General features: G+C 70.0%; 23 protein-coding genes and 1 pseudogene. 13 read left to right on the forward strand and 11 right to left on the reverse strand.

Features of this window, described 5'->3' with window-relative positions:
- Positions 1-189: 189 nt before the first annotated feature.
- The gene (locus ACUZ2Y_RS09885; RefSeq protein ID WP_476329095.1) at positions 190-1,926 is read right to left on the reverse strand and encodes a DEAD/DEAH box helicase; all 1,737 of its coding nucleotides are present in this window, start codon (positions 1,924-1,926) and stop codon (positions 190-192) included.
- Between the two features lie 172 nt (positions 1,927-2,098).
- Here ACUZ2Y_RS09885 and ACUZ2Y_RS09890 point away from each other — a divergent pair, with 172 nt between their 5' ends.
- From ACUZ2Y_RS09890 to ACUZ2Y_RS09900, 3 genes are all read left to right on the forward strand, one after another.
- Positions 2,099-3,154 carry a YihY/virulence factor BrkB family protein gene (locus ACUZ2Y_RS09890; RefSeq protein WP_476329097.1) on the forward strand — a complete coding sequence of 352 codons (1,056 nt, stop codon included), beginning with the start codon at positions 2,099-2,101 and terminating at the stop codon, positions 3,152-3,154.
- A gap of 128 nt (positions 3,155-3,282) precedes the next feature.
- Positions 3,283-6,390 (forward strand): efflux RND transporter permease subunit, encoded by a 3,108-nt coding sequence (locus ACUZ2Y_RS09895; RefSeq protein WP_476329099.1) that lies wholly within the window; start codon positions 3,283-3,285, stop codon positions 6,388-6,390.
- A 214-nt stretch (positions 6,391-6,604) separates the two neighbouring features.
- Entirely contained in the window at positions 6,605-6,877 is a 273-nt protein-coding gene (locus ACUZ2Y_RS09900) for a GNAT family N-acetyltransferase (protein WP_476331695.1), read from the forward strand.
- 123 nt (positions 6,878-7,000) lie between these two features.
- Here ACUZ2Y_RS09900 and ACUZ2Y_RS09905 read toward each other — a convergent pair whose 3' ends face one another.
- Positions 7,001-7,243 (reverse strand): DUF3039 domain-containing protein, encoded by a 243-nt coding sequence (locus tag ACUZ2Y_RS09905; RefSeq protein ID WP_312880243.1) that lies wholly within the window; start codon positions 7,241-7,243, stop codon positions 7,001-7,003.
- A gap of 66 nt (positions 7,244-7,309) precedes the next feature.
- Between ACUZ2Y_RS09905 and ACUZ2Y_RS09910 the strand changes: the two genes are divergently transcribed.
- Both ACUZ2Y_RS09910 and ACUZ2Y_RS09915 read left to right on the forward strand, forming a co-directional pair.
- Positions 7,310-8,104: a sporulation protein gene (locus ACUZ2Y_RS09910; protein ID WP_476329101.1), complete on the forward strand. Its 795-nt coding sequence runs from the start codon at positions 7,310-7,312 to the stop codon at positions 8,102-8,104.
- A 172-nt stretch (positions 8,105-8,276) separates the two neighbouring features.
- On the forward strand, positions 8,277-9,221 hold the full coding sequence (locus ACUZ2Y_RS09915) for a pseudouridine-5'-phosphate glycosidase (protein ID WP_476329103.1): 945 nt from the start codon (positions 8,277-8,279) through the stop codon (positions 9,219-9,221).
- On the opposite strand, the gene ACUZ2Y_RS09920 is transcribed toward ACUZ2Y_RS09915, so the two are convergent.
- Genes ACUZ2Y_RS09920 through ACUZ2Y_RS09930 form a run of 3 tightly spaced genes read right to left on the reverse strand, consistent with a single transcriptional unit; the run spans position 9,206 to position 11,731 of the window.
- Positions 9,206-10,153: an ABC transporter ATP-binding protein gene (locus ACUZ2Y_RS09920; protein ID WP_476329105.1), complete on the reverse strand. Its 948-nt coding sequence runs from the start codon at positions 10,151-10,153 to the stop codon at positions 9,206-9,208. The two genes, ACUZ2Y_RS09915 and ACUZ2Y_RS09920, sit on opposite strands and share 16 nt — an antisense overlap.
- Positions 10,150-10,935, reverse strand: a complete 786-nt coding sequence (locus ACUZ2Y_RS09925; protein ID WP_476329107.1) for an ABC transporter permease — start codon at positions 10,933-10,935, stop codon at positions 10,150-10,152. Before ACUZ2Y_RS09925 ends, ACUZ2Y_RS09920 begins: the two co-directional genes overlap by 4 nt.
- A gap of 7 nt (positions 10,936-10,942) precedes the next feature.
- On the reverse strand, positions 10,943-11,731 hold the full coding sequence (locus ACUZ2Y_RS09930) for an ABC transporter permease (protein WP_476329109.1): 789 nt from the start codon (positions 11,729-11,731) through the stop codon (positions 10,943-10,945).
- Between the two features lie 100 nt (positions 11,732-11,831).
- Between ACUZ2Y_RS09930 and ACUZ2Y_RS09935 the strand changes: the two genes are divergently transcribed.
- The gene (locus ACUZ2Y_RS09935) at positions 11,832-12,701 is read left to right on the forward strand and encodes a carbohydrate kinase family protein (RefSeq protein WP_476329111.1); all 870 of its coding nucleotides are present in this window, start codon (positions 11,832-11,834) and stop codon (positions 12,699-12,701) included.
- On the opposite strand, the gene ACUZ2Y_RS09940 is transcribed toward ACUZ2Y_RS09935, so the two are convergent.
- Positions 12,683-13,018, reverse strand: coding sequence for a DUF3099 domain-containing protein (locus tag ACUZ2Y_RS09940; protein ID WP_476329113.1), 336 nt, complete (start codon positions 13,016-13,018; stop codon positions 12,683-12,685). The two genes, ACUZ2Y_RS09935 and ACUZ2Y_RS09940, sit on opposite strands and share 19 nt — an antisense overlap.
- Before the next feature lie 80 nt (positions 13,019-13,098).
- Between ACUZ2Y_RS09940 and ACUZ2Y_RS09945 the strand changes: the two genes are divergently transcribed.
- From ACUZ2Y_RS09945 to ACUZ2Y_RS09970, 6 genes and pseudogenes are all read left to right on the forward strand, one after another.
- Positions 13,099-13,683 (forward strand): class I SAM-dependent methyltransferase, encoded by a 585-nt coding sequence (locus tag ACUZ2Y_RS09945; protein ID WP_476329115.1) that lies wholly within the window; start codon positions 13,099-13,101, stop codon positions 13,681-13,683.
- Positions 13,684-13,730: 47 nt separating this feature from the next.
- On the forward strand, positions 13,731-15,221 hold the full coding sequence (locus tag ACUZ2Y_RS09950; RefSeq protein WP_476329117.1) for a DUF7782 domain-containing protein: 1,491 nt from the start codon (positions 13,731-13,733) through the stop codon (positions 15,219-15,221).
- Positions 15,218-15,643: a D-aminoacyl-tRNA deacylase gene (gene dtd, locus ACUZ2Y_RS09955; protein WP_476329119.1), complete on the forward strand. Its 426-nt coding sequence runs from the start codon at positions 15,218-15,220 to the stop codon at positions 15,641-15,643. The genes ACUZ2Y_RS09950 and dtd overlap by 4 nt, the downstream gene beginning before the upstream one ends.
- Positions 15,644-15,819: 176 nt before the next feature.
- Entirely contained in the window at positions 15,820-16,794 is a 975-nt protein-coding gene (locus tag ACUZ2Y_RS09960) for a sigma-70 family RNA polymerase sigma factor (protein WP_476329121.1), read from the forward strand.
- A 785-nt stretch (positions 16,795-17,579) separates the two neighbouring features.
- Positions 17,580-17,972, forward strand: a pseudogene (locus tag ACUZ2Y_RS09965) (YeeE/YedE family protein); the annotation flags it as partial.
- 102 nt (positions 17,973-18,074) lie between these two features.
- Positions 18,075-19,736, forward strand: coding sequence for a fumarate hydratase (locus ACUZ2Y_RS09970; protein WP_476329123.1), 1,662 nt, complete (start codon positions 18,075-18,077; stop codon positions 19,734-19,736).
- Between the two features lie 11 nt (positions 19,737-19,747).
- Here the strand turns inward: ACUZ2Y_RS09970 and ACUZ2Y_RS09975 are convergent, their stop codons facing one another.
- The 5 genes from ACUZ2Y_RS09975 to ACUZ2Y_RS09995 all read right to left on the reverse strand — a co-directional run bounded on the left by ACUZ2Y_RS09975 (position 19,748) and on the right by ACUZ2Y_RS09995 (position 24,585).
- Entirely contained in the window at positions 19,748-20,587 is an 840-nt protein-coding gene (locus ACUZ2Y_RS09975; protein WP_476329125.1) for a M23 family metallopeptidase, read from the reverse strand.
- Positions 20,588-21,041: 454 nt separating this feature from the next.
- Positions 21,042-21,557 (reverse strand): hypothetical protein, encoded by a 516-nt coding sequence (locus ACUZ2Y_RS09980; protein ID WP_476329127.1) that lies wholly within the window; start codon positions 21,555-21,557, stop codon positions 21,042-21,044.
- 96 nt (positions 21,558-21,653) lie between these two features.
- On the reverse strand, positions 21,654-22,103 hold the full coding sequence (locus ACUZ2Y_RS09985; RefSeq protein WP_476329129.1) for a hypothetical protein: 450 nt from the start codon (positions 22,101-22,103) through the stop codon (positions 21,654-21,656).
- Positions 22,104-22,159: 56 nt separating this feature from the next.
- Positions 22,160-23,071, reverse strand: a complete 912-nt coding sequence (locus ACUZ2Y_RS09990; protein ID WP_476329131.1) for a winged helix-turn-helix transcriptional regulator — start codon at positions 23,069-23,071, stop codon at positions 22,160-22,162.
- Complete coding sequence (locus tag ACUZ2Y_RS09995) at positions 23,068-24,585, reverse strand: carotenoid oxygenase family protein (RefSeq protein ID WP_476329133.1); 1,518 nt, start codon at positions 24,583-24,585, stop codon at positions 23,068-23,070. The genes ACUZ2Y_RS09990 and ACUZ2Y_RS09995 overlap by 4 nt, the downstream gene beginning before the upstream one ends.
- A gap of 83 nt (positions 24,586-24,668) precedes the next feature.
- Between ACUZ2Y_RS09995 and ACUZ2Y_RS10000 the strand changes: the two genes are divergently transcribed.
- Positions 24,669-25,859: an acetyl-CoA C-acyltransferase gene (locus ACUZ2Y_RS10000; protein WP_476329135.1), complete on the forward strand. Its 1,191-nt coding sequence runs from the start codon at positions 24,669-24,671 to the stop codon at positions 25,857-25,859.
- Positions 25,860-25,865 lie beyond the last annotated feature (6 nt).

Genomic DNA, 25,865 nt, shown 5'->3' on the forward strand with positions numbered 1-25,865 from the left:
TTCGAGTCCGTCGACGCACCGCCAGGGCCCGGGCGGCAACCGTCTGAGGTAAATGTTGCGGCTCACAACATATGTCGAACCATGCGGTGATGTGAACCACACTGGATCGATTCAGCGCACATTCACGGACACGTTTTGGCAACGGTCCCGACATCTGCCGGACGGTGAGCGGGAGGACTGGCGGGAGAGCTACCAGGAACGCAGCGTCGCGATTCGCTCTTCGAGCTGCTCGACGGTGGCCATCGCGGTGGGCGGTCCACCACAGGTGCGGCGGAGGTCCCCGTGGATCATCCCGTGCGGCTTGCCGGTGCGGTGGTGGGCCATCCCCACCAGCGCGTTCAGCTCTTTGCGTAGCGTCGCGAGGCGCTCTTGCACACTCTGCGGCTTGACCGTCTTCGGCTCCGCGGGCCCCTTGTCCGCGGCCTGCTTCGAGCGGATGTCGAGTTGGGTGTCCTGCCGCTTGCGCAGCAGCGCGCGCACCTGTTCGGGTTCGAGGAGACCCGGTAACCCGAGGTACTCCTGCTCCTCGGCGGACCCGGAGAACGCGGCGGTGCCGAACGAGGAGCCGTCGAAAATCACCTGATCGAGTTCGGCGGAGGCGCCCAGCGAGGTGAACGCCTTCTCCTCCTCGCCGAGCTCGTCCTTGGTCCGGTTGGCGTCGGCGAGCAGCTGGTCGTCCCAGCCGTCCTTCTCCCGGTGCGGCTTGCCCAGCACGTGGTCGCGCTCGGCCTCCAGCTGGCTGGCCAGGTCGAGCAGCACCGGCACCGACGGCAGGAACACGCTCGCCGTCTCCCCCGGCCTGCGCGCGCGCACGTATCGGCCGATCGCCTGGGCGAAGAACAGCGGGGTGGACGCGCTGGTCGCGTAGACCCCGACGGCCAACCGTGGCACGTCGACGCCCTCACTCACCATGCGGACCGCGACCATCCAGCGGTCGGTCGACTCGCCGAACTCGGCGATGCGGCCGGAGGCCTTGGGGTCGTCGGAGAGCACCAGGGTCGGCTCGTCGCCGGTCAGCGTGTGCAGGATCTTGGCGTACGCCTTCGCCGTGACGTGGTCCGAGGCGATCACCAGGCCGCCCGCGTCCGGGACGCCGCCCTCGCGCAGCTGGTTGAGCCGCATGTCGGCGGCGCCGAGCACCGCGGGGACCCACTCGCCGTCGGGGTCGAGCGCGGTGCGCCAGGCCCGGGCGGTCTGCTCGGCGGTCAGCGGCTCGCCCAGCCGCGCGGTGAACTCTTCGCCCGCGCTGTTGCGCCAGCTCGCCTCGCCCGAGTAGGCGAGGAAGATCACCGGGCGGACCACGCCGTCGCGCAGGGCGTCGGCGTAGCCGTAGGTGTGGTCGGCCTTGCTGCGCATGAAGCCCGCGCCGTCGGGCTCATAGTCGATGAACGGGATCGGCGAGTCGTCGGACCGGAACGGGGTCCCGGTCAGGCTCAGCCTGCGCACGGCCGGGGTGAAGGACTCCCGGACCGCGTCGCCCCAGCTCTTGGCGTCGCCGCCGTGGTGGATCTCGTCGAGGATCACCAGCGTCTTGCGCTGCTCGGTGCGCACGCGGTGCAGGCTCGGGTGGGCGGCGACCTGCGCGTAGGTGACGGCGACGCCCACGTAGTCGGTGGAGGTCTGGCCCATCGAGTTGGTGAAGTTCGGGTCGATCGGGATGCCCGCGGCGGCGGCCGACTGCGCCCACTGGTGCTTGAGGTGCTCGGTGGGGGCGACGATCGTGAGCCGCTCGACCGTGCGGTCGGCGAGCAGCTCGGCGGCGACCCGCAGGCCGAAGACCGTCTTGCCCGCGCCCGGGGTCGCCACGGCGAGGAAGTCCTTGGGGCGGCGGGCCAGGTACTTCATCAGCGCGCGGCGCTGCCAGTCGCGCAGCGGTCGCGCCGAAGAGGTCGCCTGAGACTCCGGTTGCACCTCGGCCCGGGTCACGAGATCCCCCAGCCCCCTTCCGTGAACAGACGAATGCCCTCAGCGGACGACGTTGAGGGCGATCGCGAGAATACCGTCCGCCCGTCCAAGATCGCTCACGACGCGACACCGAGGTAACGATCGGCGAGTGATACCGCCGATCGTGCCCGGATGGACCATGCTTGGCACCGCCATGAGTGACCAGCCCACACCCCAAAGCGGGAACGACAGCGGGAACGACGCCGTCCCGGCGGAGACCGACGAGCACCGCGGCGCGTGGCGGTTGATCTCCCGGACACTGTCCAAGGCATGGGGCGGCAACCTGTTCTCCGAGGCCGCCGAGGCCGCGTTCTGGCAGGTCCTGTCCCTGCCGCCGCTGCTGCTCGGCCTGCTGGGCAGCCTCGGCTTCGTCGCGGAGTGGTTCGGCAAGGACGTGATCGACGCCGTCGAGGCCGACATCATCGAGATCTCGCGCACAGCGTTCAGCGAGAGCGTCGTGACCCAGATCATCCAGCCGACCGTCTCCGACATCCTCACCGTCGGCCGCGGCGAGATCGTGTCCGTGGGCTTTCTCATATCCCTGTGGGCGGGATCATCGGCCATGTCGTCGTTCGTCGACGCGATCACGGTCGCGCACGGACAGTACGGGGTGCGCAACGAGGTGTGGCAGCGGATCTTCGCCCTGCTGCTCTACGTGCTGAGCCTGGTGCTGCTGGTCATCGGCCTGCCGGTGCTGGCGCTGGGGCCGGACCTGCTGCCCAAGCTGTTCCCGACGTCGTGGCGGCCGACGATCTCGTCGTGGGTGGACCTCACCTACTACCCGATCATCGGTCTGCTGATCGTGCTGGCGCTGGCCACGCTCTACAAGCTGGCCCTGCCGCGCAAGCTGCCGTGGCACCGCGGCGTGCCGGGCGCGATCCTGGCGATGGTCGTCTTCCTGCTCACCAGCATCGGCCTGCGGCTCTACATCAGCTGGATCACCACCACCGGCTACACCTACGGCGCGCTGGCCACGCCGATCGCGTTCCTGTTGTTCGCTTTCTTCATCGGGCTCGCGGTGGTGATCGGCGCGTACTTCAACGCCGCGATCCAGGACATGTGGCCCGCGCACATGACCCGCAGGCAGCGCCGCAAGTGGCGCAGGCTCGAGATCGAGCGCGCGGCGGTCCAGCTGCGGTCCGACAAGGACACGAAATCAGACGATCAGGCCGACGACAGCGCGGAGAGCCCGCAGCGCTCGACGTTCTGACCATGGTCTGTCATCCCAAAGTATGAGGCGACGTCAGACCTTGGACCGAGTCGCTTCGGGTCCGCTCGTGACACCATGATCTCGTCTTCCGGCGCGGGGGTGCCGGTGTGTGATCACGAGGGGATTCCATGTCAGCGCTCGCTCGCCTGAGCCTGGCCAACCGCGGTCTGGTAGGCCTGCTCAGTTTATTGATCATCGGCTTCGGCGCCATCGCGCTGCCATCGCTCAAACAGCAGCTCTTCCCGTCGATCCAGCTGCCCGCGGCGGTGGTGATCGCGCAGTACCCGGGCGCCTCACCGGACATTGTGGACAGCGAGATCGCCGAGCCGATCGGCGGCGCGCTGCGCGGACTGTCCGGAGTGGACTCGATCACCACCCGGTCCGCCGAAAGCTCGGCGTCGATCTCGGTCCAGTTCGACTACGGCACCGACATCGACGCCGCGGTGAGCCAGATGCAGCAGACGGTCAACCGGCTGCGCCCGATCCTGCCCGACGGGGTCGAACCGACGGTCGCGCAAGGCAGCACCGACGACATCCCGGTCGTGATCCTGGCCGCCGAGTCCGGCGGCGACGAGGCCGCGACGGCACGCAGGCTGCGCACCGAGGTCCTGCCGGGCATCGAGGAGATCCCGGGCGTGCGGGGCGCCACCGTCACCGGCACCCGGTCGGAGACGGTCACGGTGACCGTCGACTACGCCAAGCTGGCCGCGGCGCAGGTCGACCCGACCGCGCTCGCGGGCGCGCTGTCCGCGGCGGGCAAACCGTTCCCCGCGGGCGCGGTGGCCGAGAATGACCGCACGCTCACCGTGCAGGTCGGCGGTCCGATCAAGTCCGTGGACGACCTTCGGGCGCTCGTGCTCCCCTCGCGCGGGGCACCGGTCCGGCTCGCCGATGTGGCGACCGTGCAGCCGGGTCTCGCGGACACCACGGTGATCACGCGCACCGACGGCAAGCCCACGCTCGGCGTGATGGTCACGATGACCGCCGACGGCAACGCCGTGGAGATCTCCAAGGCGGTCCGCGGCAAGCTCGACGAGCTGAGCAAGGCGGCTCAGGCGCCGCTGACCGTGGCCTACGACCAGGGCCCGGAGGTGGAGAAGGCGATCGGCGGCCTGACCACCGAGGGTCTGCTCGGGCTGCTGTTCGCCGTCGCGGTGATCCTGCTCTTCCTGCTGTCGCTGCGATCGACGCTGGTGACGGCGGTGTCGATCCCGCTGTCCGTGCTCATCGCGCTGCTCGCCCTGTGGGCGGGCGACCTGTCGCTGAACCTGCTTACCCTGGCCGGTCTGACGATCGCGATCGGCCGGGTGGTCGACGACTCGATTGTCGTGCTCGAGAACATCAAACGCCACCTCGCCTATGGCGAGGAGAAGGAACGCGCGGTGCTCGACGGCACCCGTGAGGTCGCAGGCGCGGTCACCGCGTCCACGCTCACCACGGTGGCGGTCTTCCTGCCGATCGCCTTCGTCGGCGGCATCGCGGGCGAGCTGTTCGGGCCGTTCTCGATCACGGTCACGGTGGCGCTGCTGGCTTCGCTGCTGGTGTCGCTGACGATCGTGCCGGTGCTCGCGTTCTGGTTCCTCCGCCGTCCCGCTGTCTCATCCGACCCGGAGATCGCCGAGGCCGCTCGCGTCGCGGCCGTGGAGAAGGAGCGGCGCAGCCCGCTGCAGCGCGCGTACGTGCCGGTGCTGAACTTCGCCACGACCCGGCGGTGGGTGACGCTGCTCATCGCCGTGCTGATCTTCGGCGGCACGCTGGGGCTGGCGAGCAGGCTGGAGACCAACTTCCTCGACGACTCCAACGGCACCGCCCTGCAGATGTCGCAGGAACTGCCGCCCGGGTCGAGTCTGCGAAGCCGCGACGAAGCGGCCAAGAAACTCGAAGCGGTGCTCGCCGAAGCCGACGAGATCAAGGTCTACCAGGTCACTGTCGGCAACGACGACACCTTCGCCGGGTTCGGCTTCTCCAGCAACGGCACGAACACGATCAATGCCACCGTCCACGAGGGCACTGACCTCGCCGCGCTGAAGACGAAGCTCAGCGACCGGCTCAAGTCCGTTCCCGACTCCGGCGTGGTGAAGTTCGGCGCGGAAGCCACCGGTTTCTCCGCTGAGGGCGTCCAGATCATCGTGAAGGCGCCGGACGCCGAGGCCCTGCGGGCCGCGGCCGACACCGTCCAGCAGGCGGTGCGGGGTGTTCCGGGGCTGACCGAGGTGACCAATGACCTGGCCAAGAGCTCGCCCCGGGTGCAGGTCGCGATCGACCAGCAGGCCGCGGCGGCCCGTGGGCTGAGCACGCAGACCGTGGGCCAGTTCGCCGCGCAGGCGCTTCGCGGGGTGCCGGTGGCGGAACTGCCGATCGGTGGCACCCGGCACGACGTCGTGCTGCGCACCGGCACGGCGCCCACGGACGTCGCCGCGCTGCGGGCGCTCCCGCTGCCGAGTGCGACCGGCGTGGTCACCCTCGGCGAGATCGCCCAGGTGTCCGCGGTCGACGGTCCCGTGCAGGTCCGACGCATCGGGGGCGAGCGCAGCGCCACGGTCACCGCCAAGGCGACCGAGGCCGACCTGGGCAAGCTGACCAAGGACCTCACGGCCAAGCTCGACGGCGTGCGCCTCACCGGCGGTGCGAGCTACGAGATCGGCGGTGTCAGCGCCGACCAGGCCGAGACGTTCGGCGACCTGGGTCTGGCCATGCTCGCGGCCATCGCGATCGTGTTCCTGATCATGGTCGCGACGTTCCGCAGCCTGATCCAGCCGCTGATCCTGCTGGTGTCGATCCCGTTCGCGGCGACCGGCGCGATCGGTCTGCTGCTGCTCACCGGCACGGCCCTGGGCCTGCCCGCGCTGATCGGCATGCTGATGCTGGTGGGCATTGTGGTCACCAACGCGATCGTGCTGATCGACTTGGTGAACCAGTACCGGGCCGACGGCATGAGCGTTCGCGACGCGGTCATCGAGGGCGGCCGCAGGCGACTGCGACCCATCCTGATGACGGCCGCCGCGACGATCTTCGCGCTGCTGCCGATGGCGTTGGGTCTCACCGGCGAGGGCGGGTTCATCGGCAAGCCGCTGGCCCTGGTGGTCATCGGCGGCCTGCTCAGCTCGACGCTGCTGACCCTGGTGTTGGTCCCGACCCTCTACACGATGGTCGAGGACCGCAAGGAGAGGCGGAAAGCCAAGCGGACGGCCAAGCACGCGCTCAAGGAAGAGACGCGGGTTCCCAGCGAGGTCTGAGGACTGACAACGGAGCGAGTCCCGGCACTGTGCCGGGGCTCGCTCCGGTTTTCGGGTAGAACGACGGCATGATCACGTGGAGCAGGCTCTGGGAGACCGATGTCCCCCGCGACACCCACGAGGGCCTGGCTGAGTTGTTCGCCCACGCGTACCCACGCGGTGCCGCGAAGTTCACGGAGCCAGGAGCTGGTCCAGTGCCCGCCCGGAATGCCGGATCGTCGGCATCCTCGACTGCAGGCCCGTCGCGCACCTAGGCGTCCTGCGCCGACTCCTGCGCACCGGCGACGGCGGGAGCGCGCTTGTCGGCGATGTGGGCCTGGTGGCGGTCCACCCCGACTTCCATCGCCAGGGAATCGGCGGACAGCTGCTGCACCGCGCGGCGGCGCTGCCAGCCGAGCTGGAGGCGCCCTTCGGCTTCCTGACCTGCGGCAACCATGTCGTTCCGGTCTACCGGTCCGCGGGCAGGCACGGCTCGACGGTCAGGTGACAAGGATGATCGACAGCCGCGACGGGATGGTGGTCTACGGCGAGGCGTCCATGTGCTGCCGGTCGGCGCGGGGCTGTCCGACCGGCCGCATGGCCAGTCGGTCGACCGCGACGGCTGGGAAATCTAGCCCTTCATCCGCTCGTAGATCTTCTTGCAGTCGGGGCAGACCGGGGAGCCGGGCTTGGCCGCCTTCGTCACCGGGAACACCTCGCCGCAGAGGGCTACGACCATGGAGCCCATGATCGCGCTCTCGGCGATCTTGTTCTTCTTGACATAGTGGAACATCTTGGGGGTGTCGTCGCTGGTGGTGTCGGTGCCCTCGGGGCTGGTGTCGACATCAGGCCGCGTCTGAGTGGGTGCGCTCACCTGTCCATGATGCAACATCGGGTCAAAATCATGCGTACACGGTCCGCGGGCCGGCAGGATGCGCGCATGTTCCAGAAGGTGTTGGCGAGCTTGGGCTCGGGTGGCGCGAAAGTGGACGCCCGCATCATCGATCCCGCCGTGCGTCCCGGCGGCACCCTGCGCGGCGAGGTGCTGCTGACCGGCGGGCAGGTCGACCAGCAGATCGAGTCGCTCGGGGTGTCGGTGTTGGCCCGGGTCGAGACCGGGAACACGACCGCCGACCTGCCGGTTCAGTCGGTGCACCTGGCGGGCCGCGAGCTGATCCGCGCCGGTTCGCAGATCACCGTCCCGTTCGAGGTGCAGCTGCCCTGGGAGACACCGATCACCTCGGTCCTGGGCAAGCACCTCACGGGCATGGCCGTGGGCCTGCAGACGAACCTCGACCTCGCGGGCAGCGTCGTCGACCCGCAGGACGTCGACGCCATCCCGGTCGAGCCGCTGCCCGCGCAGCACCGCATCCTCGACGCGCTGAGCCGGATCGGGTTTCAGTTCCGCGGGGCGAACCTGGAGAAGAACCGGCTCGACGGGGTCGACCAGCAGCTCCCCTTCTTCCAGGAGATCACCTTCACCCCCTCCCCCGCGTTCGCGCAGGCCTTCGCCGAGGTGACGGTCACCTTCCTGGCCCGCCCGCAGGACGTGCAGGTGGTGCTCGACGTGGTGAAGAAGGTTCGGGTCGCCAAGGGTGGCGGGCTCGGGTCGCGCAGCCAGTCGATGCTCGGCAGCTTCGTCGTGCAGAACGCGACCCTCGCGCAGAACAACTGGGAGAAGCAGCTAGAAGCCTGGTTCCACCAGGTAGCCGCCCCCCGCGCCATCTTCGACTAACCCGCGAGTCGCCCCTTCCGGCAAGTGAGTCGCCCGTTCCGGCAAGTGAGTCGCCCGTTCCGGCAAGTGAGTTCGACATTCGTGCGACTCGAATGTCGAACTCACTTGCCTGGAGGGGCGACTCGTTTGCCTGGGGGGGCGACTCGCGAGGTGGGTAGGGGATGATCGAGGGGTGAGTGAGCTGAGTACTGATCATCTGGTTCTGTCCGACGAGGTTGCCGACGCGCTGGCTGAGGGGCGCGCTGTTGTGGCCTTGGAGAGCACGTTGCTGGCGCACGGGCTGCCCGCGGGGCGCAACCACGAGGTCGGTGTTCGGTTGGAGCGCGTGGTGCGCGAGGCCGGGGCGGTGCCGGCGACGATCGCGGTGCTCGACAGCAAGGCGCGGATCGGGCTCAGCGATGCCGAACTCGACCGGGTGTGCGCGAAGGACTCCGGCCTGGTCAAGCTCTCCCGCCGCGACCTGGGCCCGGCCCTCGCGCTCGGCCGCGACGGAGCGACCACGGTGGCGAGCACGGCCACCCTCGCCCACCAGTCGGGCATCGGCGTGTTCGCGACCGGCGGCCTCGGCGGCGTGCACCTCACCCTCCCGCGCGGCGCGGCGGCCTGGGATGTCTCCGCCGACCTGGACGTCCTGTCCACGACACCGGTCGTGGTGGTGTGCTCCGGGGTGAAGTCGGTGCTCGACATCGCCGCGACGGTCGAGGTCCTGGAGACCCGCTCGGTCCCCGTCCTCGGCTACCGCACCGACGCCTTCCCGGCGTTCTACCTGCGCGTCTCGGCCTTCGCGGTGCCGTGGCGGGTCGACAACCCCGCCGACGCGGCCGCGGTGATCGACGCGCACCGCACGCACGTGCCAGGCGGCGCGGGTGTGCTGCTGGTCAACCCGATCCCGGTGGAGCACGAACTCGACCGCGAGCTGCACGACCGGCTGCTGCAGGACGGCATGGACCTGCTCAAGCAGCGCGACATCCGCGGCAAGGACGTCACCCCGGTGCTGCTGGAGCACTTCCACACCGCCAGCGAGGGCGCGAGCCTCACCGCGAACATCGAACTCGTCGCCGACAACACCCGGGTGGCTTCAGAGGTGGCTGTCGAGTTGGCTCAGTCCCGCCGGTAGAGCCGCGCCACCACGTCCTCGATCTGCGGTTCCCGCACGGACAAGTCGCGCAGCGGCACGGCCTTGGCCAGCGCGGCGACGACCTCGCCTGCGGTGGTGCCGTTCAGCTCCAGGGTGACCCGCCTGCCCTCCACCGACACCACGGACGCGCCGGGCAGGGTCACGTCCGGGGGCCAGTCGGCGTCGAGGTCGGCGACGACGGTGCGGCGCGAGCCGTAGCGGGCATGCAGGGCGTCGAGGGTGCCGTCGTGGACGACCCGGCCGTGGTCGATCACGACGAGCCGCTTGCAGAGCTTCTCGATGTCGGCGAGGTCGTGGGTGGTGAGCACGACGGTGGTGTCGCCGCGCTCGTCGAGTTCGCCGAGGAACTCCCGGACGGCCTGCTTGCTGAGCACGTCGAGGCCGATCGTCGGCTCGTCGAGGAACAGCACCTCCGGGCCGTGCAGCAGGGCCGCGGTCAGCTCGCCGCGCATCCGCTGCCCCAGGGACAGCTGGCGGACCGGGGTGCGCGCGAACTCGGCCAGGCCCAGCAGGTCGGCGCACCGGGCGAGCCGGGCGGCGTGGTCGGCGGCGGGCACCCGGTAGATGTGCCGGAGCAGGTCGAACGACTCGGCCAGCGGCAGGTCCCACCACAGCTGGGACCGCTGGCCGAACACGACACCGATGCGCCGGGCGAGCGTGGTGCGCTTGGCGACCGGTTCGAGCCCGCACACCCGCACCTCCCCCGCGCTGGGCGTCAGCACACCGGTGAGCATCTTGAGCGTCGTGGACTTCCCCGCGCCGTTCGGCCCGATGTAGCCGAGCAGCTCACCCTTGCGCACCGTGAGGTCGACACCGTCCACCGCGGACACCACGTGCCGCTCTCGACGCAGCCTGCCGATCTTGCGGTTGACCGTGAAGTCCTTGCGCAGACCCGACGCTGAGATGATCATGACCCCGTACTCCGGTAGTGGCGAACGCCCGTGCGCCAGAACAAGGCGGCGAGCCCGGCGGCGATCAGCGCGGTGGCCGGCGAGCACCAGCGCAGCCAGTCCGGGGCGCCGAGCGGGTCCGCGCGGCCGACGAGCGCGAGCGTGGGCAGGTAGGCGACGAATCCGAATCCCAGGGCGCTCGCGAAGACCGTGCGGAACCAGCCACCGTACATTGTGGACGGATAGGCGCTGAAGTCTCTGCCGCCGTAGGTGAACGCGTTGGCCATCTCGCCGGACTCCACCCACCAGAAGGCCACCGTGGAACCCGCGATGAAGAAGCTGCCGAAGAACACGACACCCGCGGCGGGCGCGCCGACCGCGTACACGGCCCGGGCGAGGTCCCAGTCGATGTCGGCGATAGCCAAGGCCGCGATGTAGAGGACGAGTCCCTGCACCGCCCGGCCGACCCGGCGCGGGGCGAAGTTGACCGCGAGCAATTGCCACAGCGCCGAGAGCGGGCGCAGCAGCAACGTGTCGAACAGGCCGGTGCGGACGTAGTCGCGCAGCTTGCCGGCGTTGCCGACGACCAGGTCGGCGACCGCGAAGGCGCACGCCGACAGCGTCGTGAGCAGGAAGATTTCCGTGCCGCCGTAGCCGCCGAGGCTGCCCGCGACCGAGAACAGGACGAACACCGTGGCGAGGTCGAGCCCGTTGAGCAGAACGCTGCCGATGACCTCGACCGCGAACGACGTCCGATACTGCGTCTGGCTGCGGATCTGCGCGCGAAGCACGTGTCCGTACACCGCCGCCCTACCCACCTTGGATCACCAGCTTCGCGACCGCCCTGGCCTGCACGACCCGGCACGCCCACAGCAGCAAGACGGCCCAGAACAGCTGCAGAGCGAGGATCTCCGGGCCGCCGCGCTCGACCGCGATGTCGACCGGGCCCTGCAGCAGGGACGCGAAGGGCGTGCCGATCCACAGGAATGTGCTGAGCCAGCCCGGCAGCAGGGTCAGCGGGAAGTACAGGCCGCTGCCCGTCCCGGCGAGGAACACCCAGAACATCGTCACGCCCCGGATGTCGAGCAGCCAGAACGCGGTCAGCCCCAAGAGGTAGCGGCATGCGAACCCGACCACCACCGCGAGCACGATCGACACGGCGAACAGCACATAGGTGACGGTGTGCGCGGGCACGTAGAGCTCGAACGCGAGAGCGCCGACGACCAGGGGTGCGGCGAACCGGGTCAGCATGGCGAATCCGGCGCGGCCGAGGTCGGTCCACAGGTATGTCCACAGTGGATCGATAGGCCGCAGGAGGTCGGCGGTGATGTCGCCGGAGCGGACCCGGTCGGCGAGGTCGAGCATCGTCCAGCTGTTGACCACGGCGAGCATCCCCTGGCCGAGCCACACGTAGCTCGCCAGCTGCGGGCCGGTGTACCCGGCGACGCCCGCCCCTGTGTCGGCGACGATGGCCAGCAGCACGTAGCAGCGGAGGAACCCGAAGATTGTGTTGGTGAAGATGCCCGCGACGGTGGCTTGCCGGTAGGTGGCGTAGCGGCGGAACCCGGCGCCCGCCAGCGCCCAGGAGGCAGACAGCATGAACCGACCTCCTCAAGGGGTTCGGCGGCGGCGGATGGCGGGAGTGGTTTTCTACCGTAGGCACGATCATCGCGCGACCCATTAACCCCAGGAGGCACGCATGGCGGTCCGACCGGCTGTGGTGGTCGTCGGCGACGCGGCGCTCGACGTCGTCGCCCGGCACTCGGGTCCGATCGCCCACGGCGACGACACCCGGGCCCGGATCTCGCTGACAATGGGCGGCGCCGGGGCGAACACCGCCGCCTGGCTCGCGCATCTGGGGTGCCACACCACGCTGGTGTCCAACATCGGCGACGACCCGGCCGGCGCGCAGGTGCGGGCCACCCTGACCGCGGCGGGCGTGCGCTGCGAGTTCACCGTCGACCCCGAAGCCGCCACCGGCTGCGTCGTGGTTTTGGTCGACGACACCGGCCAGCGCAGCATGCTGCCCGACCGGGGCGCCAACGCCCGGCTGCGCGCCGCCGACCTCGATCTCACCGGCAAGCGCCACCTGCACCTGTCCGGCTACGTCCTGCTCGACGCGTCCTCGCGGCAGGCGGGCCTGCACGTGCTGGCCGCCGCCCGGGCCGCGGGGCTGACGACCTCGGTGGACCCGCAGGCGGCGGCCCTCATCGACGACCCGGCGGCGTTCCTGGACTGGGTGCGCGGTGTCGACCTGCTCCTGCCCAACCGCGACGAACTGCGGAAGCTGACGGGCTCGGGCGACGCGCGCGACCTGCTGGGCGCGGTGGGCGCGGTCGCGGTGACCGACGGCCCGCTGGGCGCGTCCTGGGTGTCACCCGACGGAGTGGAATCGGTGACCGCTCCCCCGGCGCCGTGTGTCGACAGCACCGGCGCGGGCGACGCGTTCGACGCGGGACTGATCACCGCGTGGGTCCAGGGCGCCTCACCGAGGAACGCGCTGCTGGCAGGCGTCGCGGCGGGCTCGGACGCGGTCGGTCGGGTGGGTGCTCAGCCGTCGATCACGTGACGCTGGGACGGCTCGATGGCGCCCTTGTCCCGCTGGAACCGGTTGACGTCCTCGGCCCGGCGCGGCGGCCGGTCGTTGGCGATGAGGACCGCGACCCACGGCAGCGGGATCGACAGCACCACGAACCCCAGCGCCAGCCACCACGTCTCGTGGAACATGCCCGCGAGCAGCAGACACGGGATGCGCAGGCCCATCATGATCATGTACTTGCGCTTGCGCGCGGCGAACTGCTCTTCGTACGACGGCTGGGCCTCGGTGATGAGAACCGGGGTGTCGTCCCGCTCGGCGCCTCTCACGACACCACCTCCAGGTCCCATCCTCCCACCGTCGGGACCCAGTTGCGCCATCCGGGTGGAAGTCGGTGAGTATTCGTTAACGCACCGGTAGAAACAGACGCATGACGGTTCAAGGCGTCGAATTCCTGCCGGAATCACGGCGGGACTGGCAGGACACCCCGGCGGCGCGCAGGCGCCACGCGGTGACCGAGGCCAACCTGACCCGCCACCTCGACGGCCCCCAGCGGGTGCTCGACGCGGCGGGCGGCACCGGGCGCGACGCGGTGCGGCTCGCGCTGCGTGGCCACGACGTCACCGTCCTGGACCCGGCGGGCGCGATGCTCACCACGGCGATCGCCTGCGCCGACGACCATGGGGTCGCCGACCGGGTGCACGTGGTGCAGGCGATGGCCGAGGACGCCCCGGAGCTGTTCGGCCCGCACGACTTCGACGTCGTGCTGTGCCACAACCTGCTCCAGTTCGCCGACGACCGGGTCGGCCTGCTGCGCGCGCTCACCGCGCCGCTTCGCGAGGGCGGCCTGCTCTCGGTCGTCGGACCGGCGAGCGGGGCGCTGTTCGTCTGCCCGGCGAGCGACGTGCTCGACGACCTGCGCGCCGCGGGCGCGGAGGTCCTGGCGCACTACGGCGTGGAGGTGCAGAGCGGGCATCCGCTGTCCTACTTCCAGATCATCGCCCGCAACGTTTGATCTTGTCCGGCTGCGCGGACGCGCCTGGCCCGTGCGAGCATTCCCGGGTGCTTCCGCGTCTGACCGACCAGTTCTGCGACCGCCTCCGGGACACCCTGCGGACCAGCGGGTTCGACGCCGACGGGGTGGTGGCGGCCCTCGGCGACGAGGCCCACGCCGCCCTCGGCCGCTTCGAGCCCGAACCGGCCCGCCGGGCGACCCGCGGCGGCTCCCCGCTCGACACCCTGATCCGGCTGTTCCTCGTCGGCGACCCCGCGCCGCGCGCGAAGGCCGAGCGAGCCCTCGGCGACGTCGATGAGGCGGCCGCGGCGGGGTTGGTGCGCGTCGACGGCGACGACGTGCGGGCCGCCCTCGACCTGCGGCCCCACAGCGACGACCAGGGCAGCTGGTGGGTGCTGGCCGACCTCGGCGACGACCGGTTCGGCAAGCCCGTCGACACCGAGCACATCCTGGGCATCGGCCACGCCTCGCTGAGCCTGGCCCGCGCGACCATGCGCCGGAAGGTCGGCTCGGTGCTCGACCTGGGCACCGGCTGCGGCATCCAGGCGCTGCACGCCTCCCGCCACGCCGACCGGGTCACCGCCACCGACCTGTCGGAGCGGGCGCTGGCGCTGGCCAAGGCGACGTTCCGACTCAATGAGCTGAGCGTCGAGACGCTGCGCGGGCCGTGGTTCGAGCCGGTCGCGGGCCGCAAATTCGACCAGGTCGTGTGCAACCCGCCGTTCGTGGTCGGGCCGCCCCGCGTGGACTTCGTCTACCGCGATTCGGGCCTCGGTGGCGACGACGCCAGCGCACTCGTGGTGCGCGGCATGCGTGACGTGCTGGCCGACGGCGGCGTCGGCCAGTTGCTCGCCTCGTGGCTGCACCGCCGCGGCGAGGACTGGGGCGACCGGGTCGCGGGTTGGCTGCCCGACGAGGGCCTCGACGCCTGGTTCGTCCAGCGCGACGTCGCCGAGCCCGCGCTGTACGTGGGCACCTGGCTGCGCGACACCGGTGTCGACCCGCGCTCGCCGGAGGGGTCGGCGAAGGCGTCGGCATGGCTCGACTGGTTCGAGGCGAACGACGTGGTCGGCATCGGCTTCGGCTTCGTCACCCTTCGAGCCACCGACAGCGACACCGAGGTGGCCTGCGAAGACCTGCGGCACGCATACGACGACCCGCTGGGTCCCGAGACCGGCGCCTGGCTCGACCGCGTCGCCTGGCTGCGAGCCCACCAGGACCCGAAGGAGCTGCTGTCCGCGCGGCTGGTCGTGCCGCCGACGGTCGTCCTGGAGCAGGTGTCCGAACCGGGTGCGAACGGCTGGTCGGAGCTGGTGCGCAGGCTGCACCGCACGGACGGCCCCGGCTGGCAGCAGGAGACCGACGAACTGGTCACGGCGCTGCTGGCGGGCTGCCGCGGACAGCTGCCGCTCGGCGAGCTGCTGGCGCTGCTGGCGGCGGGCAACGGCCTGTCCGCCGACGAGGTCGTCAGCGCGGCGCTGCCGGTGGTCGCCGAGCTGATCCAGCACGGCATGGTGCTGCCGGTGGAGCTCGCGTGAGGGCGGTGGCGGCCCGGGTCACGCGCGCGAGCGTGGTCGTCGATGGCGAGACCGTGGGCAAAATCGATCAGCCAGGCCTGCTGGTGCTGCTGGGGGTGCACGTCGACGACACCCCCGAACAGGCCACGACGATGGCACGGAAACTGCACGAACTGCGCATCCTGCGAGACGAGGAGTCGTGCGCCTCAGCGAGCGCTCCACTACTCCTAGTGAGCCAATTCACACTCTATGGCGAGACGCGCAAAGGGAGGCGTCCGACATGGACCGCCGCCGCGCGGCCGGAGACGGCGCAGCCGCTCTTCGACGCCGTCGTCGCCGACCTCCGCAAGCGCGGAGCACACGTCGAAACCGGCGTTTTCGGTGCCATGATGGCGGTTGAGAGCGTCAATGACGGTCCATTCACCGTGCTCGTGGAAACCTGATCCGTCCCTATCGCGTTGCGTCGTCCGTGGACGGTCGCGGTTCTCAGGGAAACCTCAGGTAAGGATGAGCAACCCCCTGTTCTTGGCCGGCGTCTTCATAGGTGAGAAACCGGGAACGAAATCCGGTGCACCGACGTTTTGCAGGACAGAACCACAGCGACAGGGGGAGGAGCACCATGACGGTCCCGCAGCAGCGCGAACCCGAGGTCACCTACGAAGCCGCCGACCTCGACGCCCAAGGGCCCGCGGCCGACTTGGTCCGCGTGTACCTCAACGGGATCGGACGCACGGCGCTTCTCACCGCGGCGCAGGAGGTGGAGCTGGCCAAGCGCATCGAGGCGGGGGTCTTCGCGCAGCACATGCTCGACACCGCGCCCCAGCTCTCGCACGGCCGCCGCGCCGAGTTGCGCGCGCTGATCGCCGACGGGCTCACCGCCAAGAACCACCTGCTGGAAGCGAACCTGCGCCTCGTGGTGTCGCTGGCCAAGCGCTACACCGGCCGCGGGATGCCGCTGCTCGACCTGATCCAGGAGGGCAACCTCGGCCTGATCCGCGCGGTCGAGAAGTTCGACTACACCAAGGGTTTCAAGTTCTCCACCTACGCGACGTGGTGGATCCGCCAGGCGATCACCCGCGGCATGGCCGACCAGGGCCGCACGATCCGGCTCCCCGTCCACCTGGTGGAGCAGGTCAACAAGCTGGCCCGGATCAAGCGCGACCTGCACCAGGCGCTGGGCCGCGAGGCGACCAAGGACGAGTTGGCCCGCGAAGCGGGGCTGACCCCGGAGAAGGTCCGCGACCTGCTCGACCACGCCCGCGACCCGGTGAGCCTGGACATGCCGGTCGGCGCCGAGGAAGACGCCCCGCTGGGCGACTTCATCGAGGACGGCGAGGCCACCGACGCCGAGAGCGCGGTCATCTCCGGCCTGCTGCAGGACGACATGCGCCGCGTGCTCGCCACCCTCGACGACCGGGAGCAGTCGGTGATCCGACTGCGCTACGGCCTCGACGACGGCCAGCCGCGCACCCTCGACCAGATCGGCAAGCGCTTCGGGCTCTCCCGCGAGCGCGTGCGCCAGATCGAGCGCGAGGTCATGTCCAAGCTGCGCCAGGGCGAGCGGGCCGAGAAGCTGCGGGCCTACGCCAGCTGACAAGGTCTTTCCGCAGAAAGACGGCGACCCTGAGCAACCTCTTGGCCGCCCGCTACGTCACCTAATCAGCAGCGTTGACATGTGACGCCAGTCACGGCAACGTTCAGCACAGACCGCGCGACACGGAACACCAAAATCGGGTGTTCCGTGATCGCATTCGACGGGAGGTCGGGACGGCCGGGGGCCGCCCCGGCCTTCCGGCTTTTACGGGGCCGATCAGCACGTCTGCACAAACGCCTCGCCGTAATTCGCTTTATATAACGATTTCCTTCGCCACGGTCCGCAACCGCCCCCGCGACCAAATGGGTGAACGTGTGTTGCGACGGGTGGCGTCTCATTCTTTGGCAAGCGGTTGACGTCCATCTGGCGCGGTGTGCACCCGTCTCGTCCTTGTCGGACGACTGCATGTCGATCTGCGCCAGCAGGCCAGCGCGCTCTGTCTGAGCCGACCGCACGCCCGCTGAGGGCTTCCCGCTCCACTTCATCCACATCCCATTCGCAAGACATCCAGCTCGCACTGGAAGGGAACCGTCGCGCCGAATGAGCGCGGGAATTTGCCGCACCCTTTTTTCGCACGCGATCCGTATTCGGGGAGAATTTCGCCATATAGGCGGAAACCCTTATCGGGGCCATAGCGGCGGTCCTCGCCGCGGGCACCGTCACCTACGGCGGTGAGGCCGCCGTCGCCTACGCCGAGGTGAGACCTTCACCGACACCAAGACCGCCGCCGACGGCAAGACCTACTCGATCAAGAACCACCTGGTCAGCGGGGTCGCCGCCCGCCAGGCACAGCCGCCACCCTGATCGCCCTGATCACCGCCCTCGCCGCGATCACCCACGTCGTCCAGAAACGCCGCGCCCCTCCCCAGTCGACAGCGTTCCCGCCGCGCGCGGCCTCGCCCGGACAGTGCGCGGCTCGTGGCCGATGCTCGTCGGCGCTGGCCGCGCCGATCTGGTCGACAAGACCAGCCTCACCAACATCGGCATCATGATCGGCGCCGCCATCGCGCCCGACTCGTCGGTGGCCGCAACATCGGCGCCTACTGGGCGGCATCTCCGTGGGCAGCCTGCATGGCTGACTGTGCGGCGTGTTCGCCCTGGGCGGGACCTGGATCGGTCTCGCGCCGCGGCCCGTGTTCGGTCTGTCGAATCCGAAGCCCGCCGACAGCGCCTGCTAAGCCGGAAGGTGGTCAGTGCCACGTGGGGAATGGCGGTGGCACGCGACGGTGGCGCGGTACGTTCATGGGCAACTTGGACGCGCGCAAGGGAGCCCGCACATCGTGACCGCCACCACGAATTTCGAGTACACCGACGTATTGCCGCTCGCCCCGGACCGGACCACCGAGTACCGGCTGGTCTCCCCGGACGGTGTCCGGGTCGTCGAGGCCGCGGGACGCCGGTTCCTCGAAGTCGACCCGGCCGCGCTGACCCTGCTGGCGAAGGAAGCCATCAAGGACATCCAGCACCTGTTGCGCCCCTCGCACCTGGCCCAGCTGCGCGCGATCGTCGACGACCCCGAGGCCAGCGGCAACGACCGCTTCGTCGCCATGGACCTGCTGCGCAACGCGTGCATCGCCGCGGGCGGCGTGCTGCCCATGTGCCAGGACACCGGCACCGCGATCATCATGGGCAAGCGCACCGAGACGGTGCTGACCGGCGGCGCCGACGAGCAGGCCCTCTCCCAGGGGATCTTCGAGGCCTACCAGGAGCTGAACCTGCGGTACTCGCAGATGGCCCCGGTGACGTTCTGGGACGAGAAGAACACCGGCACCAACCTGCCCGCGCAGATCGACATCCACACCAAGCCCGGCACGGACCCGTCGTACGAGTTCCTGTTCATGGCCAAGGGCGGCGGTTCGGCCAACAAGACATTCCTCTACCAGGAGACCAAGGCCGTCCTGAACCCCACGCGGCTGGCGAAGTTCCTCGACGAGAAGCTGCGGTCGCTGGGCACCGCCGCGTGTCCGCCGTACCACCTGGCCATCGTCGTCGGCGGGTTGTCTGCGGAGCAGAACCTCAAGGTCGCCAAGTTGGCCTCGGCGCGCTACCTCGACACGCTGCCCACCGAGGGTTCCGCGGCGGGCCACGCCTTCCGCGACGTCGACCTCGAGCAGCAGATCCTCGAGATGACCCGCCAGTTCGGCATCGGCGCCCAGTTCGGCGGCAAGTACTTCTGCCACGACGTGCGGGTCATCCGCCTCCCCCGGCACGGCGCGTCCTGCCCGGTCGGCCTCGCGGTGTCCTGCTCGGCCGACCGCCAGGCGAAGGCGAAGATCACCCCGGACGGCGTGTTCCTGGAGCAGCTCGAACGCGACCCGGCGCACTTCCTGCCCGAAGTCACCGGCGAGGACCTGTCGAACGAGGTCGTCAAGATCGACCTCACGCTGCCGATGTCGGAGATCCGGGCGACGCTGGCGAAACTACCGGTGAAGACCCGGCTGTCACTGACCGGTCCGCTGGTCGTCGCGCGCGACATCGCGCACGCCAAGATCAAGGAACGCCTCGACGCGGGCGAGCCGATGCCGCAGTACCTCAAGGACCACCCGGTGTACTACGCCGGACCGGCCAAGACGCCCGCCGGATACGCGTCGGGCTCGTTCGGGCCGACCACCGCGGGCCGCATGGACTCCTACGTCGAGCAGTTCCAGGCGGCGGGCGGGTCCATGGTGATGCTGGCCAAGGGCAACCGGTCCCGCCAGGTGACCGACGCCTGCCAGACCCACGGCGGGTTCTACCTCGGCTCGATCGGCGGCCCGGCCGCGCGGCTCGCGCAGGACTGCATCAAGAAGGTCGACGTCCTGGAGTACGCGGAGCTGGGGATGGAAGCGGTCTGGAAGATCGAGGTCGAGGACTTCCCCGCCTTCGTGGTCGTCGACGACAAGGGCAACGACTTCTTCGCAGGCACCTCCACCCCCACCCTCCAAGTAACCTTCCGCCGCTAACCCACCCGCGGTCAGATGGAGATGCCGCGCTGGCGGAGCCAGGAGAGGGGGTCGACCTTCTTGGAGCCGCCGAGCCACACTTCGAAGTGCAGGTGCGGGCCGGTGGACTGGCCGCGGTTGCCGACGGTCGCGATCAGCTGACCGGCGCCCACCCGGGTGCCCTTGCCCGCCTTGATCTCGTTGACGTGGCCGTAGATCGTCACGGTGCCGTCGTCGTGCTGGACACGGACCCACAGGCCGAAGCCGCTGGCCGGTCCGGCCTCGATGACGGTGCCGGGCGCGACGGACACGATCGGCGTGCCGATGCTGTTGGCGATGTCGATGCCGTAGTGCGTGGTGCCCCAGCGGGCGCCGAACCCGGAGGTGAGCCTGCCCGCGGCGGGGCGGACGAAGCCCGCGGCCGCCTTGCGGGCCGCTTCGGCCTCGGCGGCCTTCTTCTGCTCGGCCGCCTTCTGCTCGGCGAGCCGCTGCTGTTCGGCGGCGACGCGCTGCCGTTCGGCCTCCGCGGCCTGGGCGGCGCGCTGCTCCTGGAGCTGCTGCGCCATCTGCATCTTGCGGGCCTCGGCACCGGGGTCGGCCGTGGCGACGCGGGGCGGCACCAGGACCGGGTACGCCGAGGTGATCTTGTCCGTGGGCGTGCTGAACGCCATCCGCAGGACTTCTTGAACCCGCGTGTCGGACTGCTCGGCGGGCGAACCTGAGATCAGCGGTGCACCGACCGTCAGGACCGCACCGGCGGCCAGGACGGCCACCATGAGGTGCTTGCGCGGCTTGTACCGCGCCGGGATGAACTCGCCCCCGACACCGGGAATCGGTGTCGGGACACGTTTAGAGCGGTCGAAGCTGGACATGCGTGTAATGCCTTCCGTCTCGGGGAGATCCGGTCGGGCACCGGGCGGGGGATCCCGGCGGCCAAGTGGCCAGCCCTCGTAACCGAACCGTGACGTTCGCCAGCGACGCTAACCGTGCGCGACCAACGAAGGCAAACATGATGTGACCTGGGTCAATAACCGCAGGAAACGGGCGAACCGGCCCGAGAGATCGACTACGCAGAGTGTTTGCAAGATCCTTGCGAAGATCGTTTAATGATCAACACTTTGGTGAATTCCAGCCGAAGTCCGGGCTCACCAGCGAGGATCAAAGCGCCGACAAAACTGGAAAATTACCCACGAGTAATATCCTTGGCCGCGTCCGCTACGGCGAAAACGCCGCGATCAAGCCCGTTTCGACGGGCGATCGACGTGACCAAGGCCACAGTTTCAGGGCGGCGCGAACGGGCAACCTGACCCGTTCGCGCCGCGTCGATCAGTCTTCGACTACGACAACGGTCCGATTGCCAAGCGCCTCGCGCAGCGGGACGAGAACCGGCCGCGGAGTGATCACCATGGCGCACGCCTGACCCTCGGGTCCGCCCTGCGGCTGCGCCATCGGGCGCAGGCCGATCCGGACCATCGAGGCCGAGAACTCGAGCACCTCACCCTCCACACCGCCGCAGGAGTCCCGCGCCATGCCGACGAGCTGCAGGGTCTTGCCGTCCGGCGAGGCCCAGACCCGGCGTTCGGTGTAGACCTCCGGCAGCGACTTCGACTCGACCTGCCCCGGGGGCAGCTCCTTGAAGTCCGGCGGGACGGCGGTGCCGGTCGGCGGCACGGTGGGCGGAACCGAGATCCCCGGGGTGGCCGAGGGCGTGGTGGTGGGCTGCGCGGTCGTGCTCGCAGGCGTGCTGGACGGGCCGGCACCAGCCTGCTCGGGCTGCTGGCCACACGCCGTCAGGGCGAGCAGGGCCAGGGCTGCTCCAGCGGTAAACAACGAGGTCTTCATGGTGTGAGGACGTTACTAGGCCCGCACGCGGTTGCATGGACAAGTAGGTGCCCCCGGGCAGGCTGGGGCAGAGCCGACCCGGGGGCACAGGGATCTTTAGGACTTGCGCTGCTCGGCGCGCAGAACGACCTTGCGGTCGCCGAGCGGCTGGTCGAGTTCCGCGGTCACGGTCGGGAAACGGATGTCCATGGTGCACATCTCCGCGTTCGCGGGCGTGGTCTCGACCAGGACGAGCACGACCTTCGCGGCCGACTGCTCGGCCACCTCGGCGCTCGCCTTGCCACAGCCACCCTCCTGGGCGGTGGCGCCGAGCGTCTTGCCGCCCGACTCCGTCCAGACCTTCGTGGGGAACTCAGCGGGCAGCGCGCTGCCGTCGAGTTGGGGACCCGCGACGGGTACGGCGTCCGCGGGCGGGGTCAGGCCGGGTTGGCCCACTGGAGCGGTGGACGGCGCCGGCTGGATTTGCGGGCTTCTGTCGCTGGTGCCGCAGGCGGCCAACGCGACAAGGAGGGCGCCGGCGCCGAGCACGGTTCCGATTCGGTTCATGTCCGGAGGACGGACGCCACCGCCCCGCGGGTTGCACGGAATCTCACTCCGCGTGCTTAACCGACCTCGATATCGCGACCTGCCAGCGGTTTCTCGCATTCCGCGCACAGCAGGAGCATCCAGAACCGGTGGTCGCGGTGCTGGAACTCCAACGCTGGCCCTTCCGGCGCGACATACCAGCGCTGGCTCCACTCGACACCCGACATCACGACCGGGAAGAACGCCCGCCCCTTGTCGGTCAGCCTGAACGTCGCCCGGTCGGCGCGGTCCTGGTCGCCTTCGGCGTGCAGCACACCGACCTCGCGGAACACGCGCAGCCGGTCGGCGATCACCGTGGCCGGGGCGCCGACCTGGCGGTGGAACTGGGAGAACCGGGTCGCCCCCAGGTAGGCGGCGCTGAGCATGGCCGCGGCCCAGCGGTTGCCGATGAGGGCGCGGCTCTGCGGGAAGAAGCTGGGTCCGAGGTTCGCCGACCCCCCGGCGGGCCTGCGGGTCGCGGCGCTGGGCGCGGACCTCGGCCACGAGCCGCTCGGCCCGAACTCGCCGACGACGTCGCGGGCGGCGGCGACCTCACCGCATGCGCCGCAGGCCATCAGCGGGGTGCAGTCCGCGCCGCAGCGCAGGTGGCGCAGCCGCGGGAGGGGCTCGACGTGGTCGTCGCCCCACACCTTCTCCCACCCGGCGAGGGTGACGATCATCGGCCACAGTGCGGCGCCGCGCCTGGTCAGCGGGTAGGTGTCCCCCGACACCGCGACGATGCCGAGTTCGGCCATGCGGCGCAGTCTGCCGGAGAGCACCGGCGGGGAGATCGGCAACAGCTCCAGCCAGTGGTCGAAGCTGTCGACGCCCTGCAGCGCGTGCCGCAGGATCAGCAGCGTCCATTCGTCGGCGGTGACGCCGATGAGGAACGCGATCGAGTTGTCGCCACCGGCGTGCAGCGCGGTGGGCTGATCGGGCGGATGGATCATGCTTGGGCGAGCCCGACCGCGCCCGCCGGATCCTCGGCGTCGCCCCACCCCGGCAGCCCCGCGCCCGGCGCCCACGTGCTGTGCGTTCCGCTGCAGACCCGTTCCGGGAGCCGGATCCGGGCCAGTGGCCCATCGGTGACCCGCCGCGCGTCGAAGACCAGGCACTCGGAGCGGTCGGCATTCATGTCGGTGGTCATGGTGATCAGGTAACCGTCGTCCTCACCTTGGGAACCCGTGCGCGCCGCGAACGCGGTCTCACTGCCGAACACCCCCGCGCCGTACCGGTAGCGCTCCTCACGGCCGGTCAGGAGGTCGTGTTTCACGAACCCGTCGAACAGGAACCAGCCGGGCTCGCCCGTGGAGGCATAGGTGTAGCGGTAGGAACGTCCAGCGTTGCGAGGGTTGACCATACCGAACTCGGTGATCGAGTCCGTGGCGCGTTCCTCGGTGGCCCGCCCGGTCGCCAGGTTCAGCCGCCAGCGGTGCAGCCGGGTCCCCATGCCGTCCAGGGAGAGCATCCGGAACATCCGCGCGTAGCGCTGATCGCCGGGGAACGTCGCGTCGCGGCCTTCGGGGTCGGACTGGAAGAACCCGTCGAGGACGATCTCGTCGCCGTCCTCGTAGGCGTTGACGAAGTGCAGCACGAACGTCGACTCGGCTTCGAACCACGAGACTTTCCCGCCGTGGCGCGGAATCACGCCCAGGCGCAGCGGCAGGTCGGGGTGGAAGCGGGCAGCGTGCTTGCCCTGGGCGAGCAGCTCCGGCGTCCAGAACAGGGGGCAGTCGTTGAGGATCGTGTAGTTCTCGGTGAACGCCAGGTCGTGCGGCAGCCGGGGGCCGGGCAGTTCGACCTCGCCGTAGTAGACCAGCCGGTCCCGCGCGTCGACCACACCGTAGTTGAGGTACGGCTTCTCCTTGCCGTAGTTGAAGAACAGCAGCTCGCCGGTGGCCGGGTCGACCTTCGTGTGCGCCGACACACCGCGGTCGGGGAACCGTCCATCCCAAGTGGACTTACCGAGGGTGTCCAGGGTCAGCGGGTCGAGCCGGTAGAGGTCGCCGCACTGGTAGAAGCTGGTGAGCGCGACCCCCGCGTGCACGACGATGTCGGTGCTGGAGGCGTCCTTCATCGCACCCCGGGCACCCCACCCCGGGCGCTCGGCGACCTCTGGCGGCTCGGCGATGCCCGCCCAGAGCGAGCGGCCCGCCGCCTGCTCGGCGACGAAGCCGTCGGTGCGGACGAAACGGTTGCGATAGAACGCTTCCCCGTCCCGGAATCCCACTACGTGGACCATGCCGTCGCCGTCGAACGGGTGGTAGGCGGCGATCGCCGGATGGACCGGGTTCTCGGTGTTGCGCAGGTAGACGCCGTCGAGGTCGGCTGGGATCTCGCCGATGACGTCGAGGCCGGTCGCGGCCCGCTCGACGGTCTGCGGCCGCCAAGGGCCGCTGCGGTAGGGGTGGTCATCGCAGGCGGGCAGCGTGCTCAGAGCGCGCCCGAGAATCTCGACATCCACGCGCGTCCCCCTCTGTCGAGCCCTTGCCTGCGCTGGGAAAACGAGACTACAACTAGAACGGGGGCGCTCGGGAGGGGGAACCGGTGAACGAGGCCTACGTGCTCGACTACGTCCGGACCGCCCGCGGCCGGGGCTCCACCGTGGGTGGCCTGCACCATCTGAGCGCGTTGGACCTGGTCACCGGCCTGCAGCGGGCCCTTGTCGAGCGCACGGATTTCGACCCGGGGACGGTCGAGGACGTGGTGATCGGGTGCGCTTCGCAGGTCGGCGAACAGGGCGGCAACCTAGCCCGAACGGCGGTGCTGCTCGCGGGCTGGGGCGATCAGGTTCCCGGGGTGACGGTCAACCGGTTCTGCGCCTCCGGGATGGAGGCGGTCGCCCAGGTCGCGGCCCGGGTGCGGGTGGGTGAACTCAGCCTGGCGGTGGCGGGCGGGGTGGAGAGCACGTCCCGGGTGCCGATGTTCAGCGACCGTGCTCCACTGTGGACCGACGCGGAGGTCGTGGCCGCGGCCGGGGCCGTCCACATGGGAGTCGCGGCGGACCTGAACGCCACGATCGACGGGTTCTCCCGCACCGACCTCGACGCGTATGCCTTGGAATCCCACCACAAAGCCGCCGCCGCCTACCGCGCTGGAGCGTTCTCGCGGTCGCTGGTCCCCTTGGGCGGACTCGGCCGTGACGAACAGGTGCGGCCGCGGGTGAGCCGGGAGACGCTGTCGGCCCTGACACCGGCGTTCGCCGCGATCGGCGCCGACGGACAGGACGCGCTGGCCCTGTCGAGCCGAGCCTGGCCGGAGCGAATCGAACACGGGCACACCGTCGGCACCTCCCCCTCGGTCGCCGACGGCGCCGCCCTACTCCTGATCGGCGACGCCCTTGCCGCCCGCCGGCTGGGCATCACCCCACGGGCCCGGATCATGTCGTCATCGGTGGTGGCACACGACCCGGTCACCATGCTGACCGCGGGCCAGGACGCGATGGTGACCGCGATGCGGCGGGCGGCCATCCGGCCGGGGGAAGTCGACGTCTTCGAATTCGCCGAGTCATTCGCGGCGCTGTGCCTGCGATTACGGCGGGACTTGGGGGCTGGGCCGGACCGGCTCAATTTGTGTGGGGGGACGCTCGCGGCCGGGCATGCGTTGGGGGCCACGGGGGCGATCATGGTTGGGGAGTGCGTGGAGAATTTGGAGCGGTGTTCCGGGCGGGTGGGGGTGGCTGGGGTCAGTGGGGCTGGTGGGTTAGGGGCTGCTCTCGTGATTTCCCGAATGGTGTGATGCCCG

Source organism: Actinokineospora sp. UV203, from assembly GCF_056323665.1.

Bases quoted from the DNA above. Each gene is read 5' to 3' on its own strand.
- ACUZ2Y_RS09890 (WP_476329097.1), top strand. From the start codon at position 2,099: ATGAGTGACCAGCCCACACCCCAAAGCGGGAACGACAGCGGGAACGAC.
- ACUZ2Y_RS09895 (WP_476329099.1), top strand. From the start codon at position 3,283: ATGTCAGCGCTCGCTCGCCTGAGCCTGGCCAACCGCGGTCTGGTAGGC.
- ACUZ2Y_RS09910 (WP_476329101.1), top strand. From the start codon at position 7,310: ATGTTCCAGAAGGTGTTGGCGAGCTTGGGCTCGGGTGGCGCGAAAGTG.
- ACUZ2Y_RS09920 (WP_476329105.1), bottom strand. From the start codon at position 10,153: ATGATCATCTCAGCGTCGGGTCTGCGCAAGGACTTCACGGTCAACCGC.
- ACUZ2Y_RS09930 (WP_476329109.1), bottom strand. From the start codon at position 11,731: ATGCTGTCTGCCTCCTGGGCGCTGGCGGGCGCCGGGTTCCGCCGCTAC.
- ACUZ2Y_RS09935 (WP_476329111.1), top strand. From the start codon at position 11,832: ATGGCGGTCCGACCGGCTGTGGTGGTCGTCGGCGACGCGGCGCTCGAC.
- ACUZ2Y_RS09940 (WP_476329113.1), bottom strand. From the start codon at position 13,018: ATGGGACCTGGAGGTGGTGTCGTGAGAGGCGCCGAGCGGGACGACACC.
- ACUZ2Y_RS09945 (WP_476329115.1), top strand. From the start codon at position 13,099: ATGACGGTTCAAGGCGTCGAATTCCTGCCGGAATCACGGCGGGACTGG.
- ACUZ2Y_RS09960 (WP_476329121.1), top strand. From the start codon at position 15,820: ATGACGGTCCCGCAGCAGCGCGAACCCGAGGTCACCTACGAAGCCGCC.
- ACUZ2Y_RS09975 (WP_476329125.1), bottom strand. From the start codon at position 20,587: ATGTCCAGCTTCGACCGCTCTAAACGTGTCCCGACACCGATTCCCGGT.
- ACUZ2Y_RS09980 (WP_476329127.1), bottom strand. From the start codon at position 21,557: ATGAAGACCTCGTTGTTTACCGCTGGAGCAGCCCTGGCCCTGCTCGCC.
- ACUZ2Y_RS09985 (WP_476329129.1), bottom strand. From the start codon at position 22,103: ATGAACCGAATCGGAACCGTGCTCGGCGCCGGCGCCCTCCTTGTCGCG.
- ACUZ2Y_RS09990 (WP_476329131.1), bottom strand. From the start codon at position 23,071: ATGATCCATCCGCCCGATCAGCCCACCGCGCTGCACGCCGGTGGCGAC.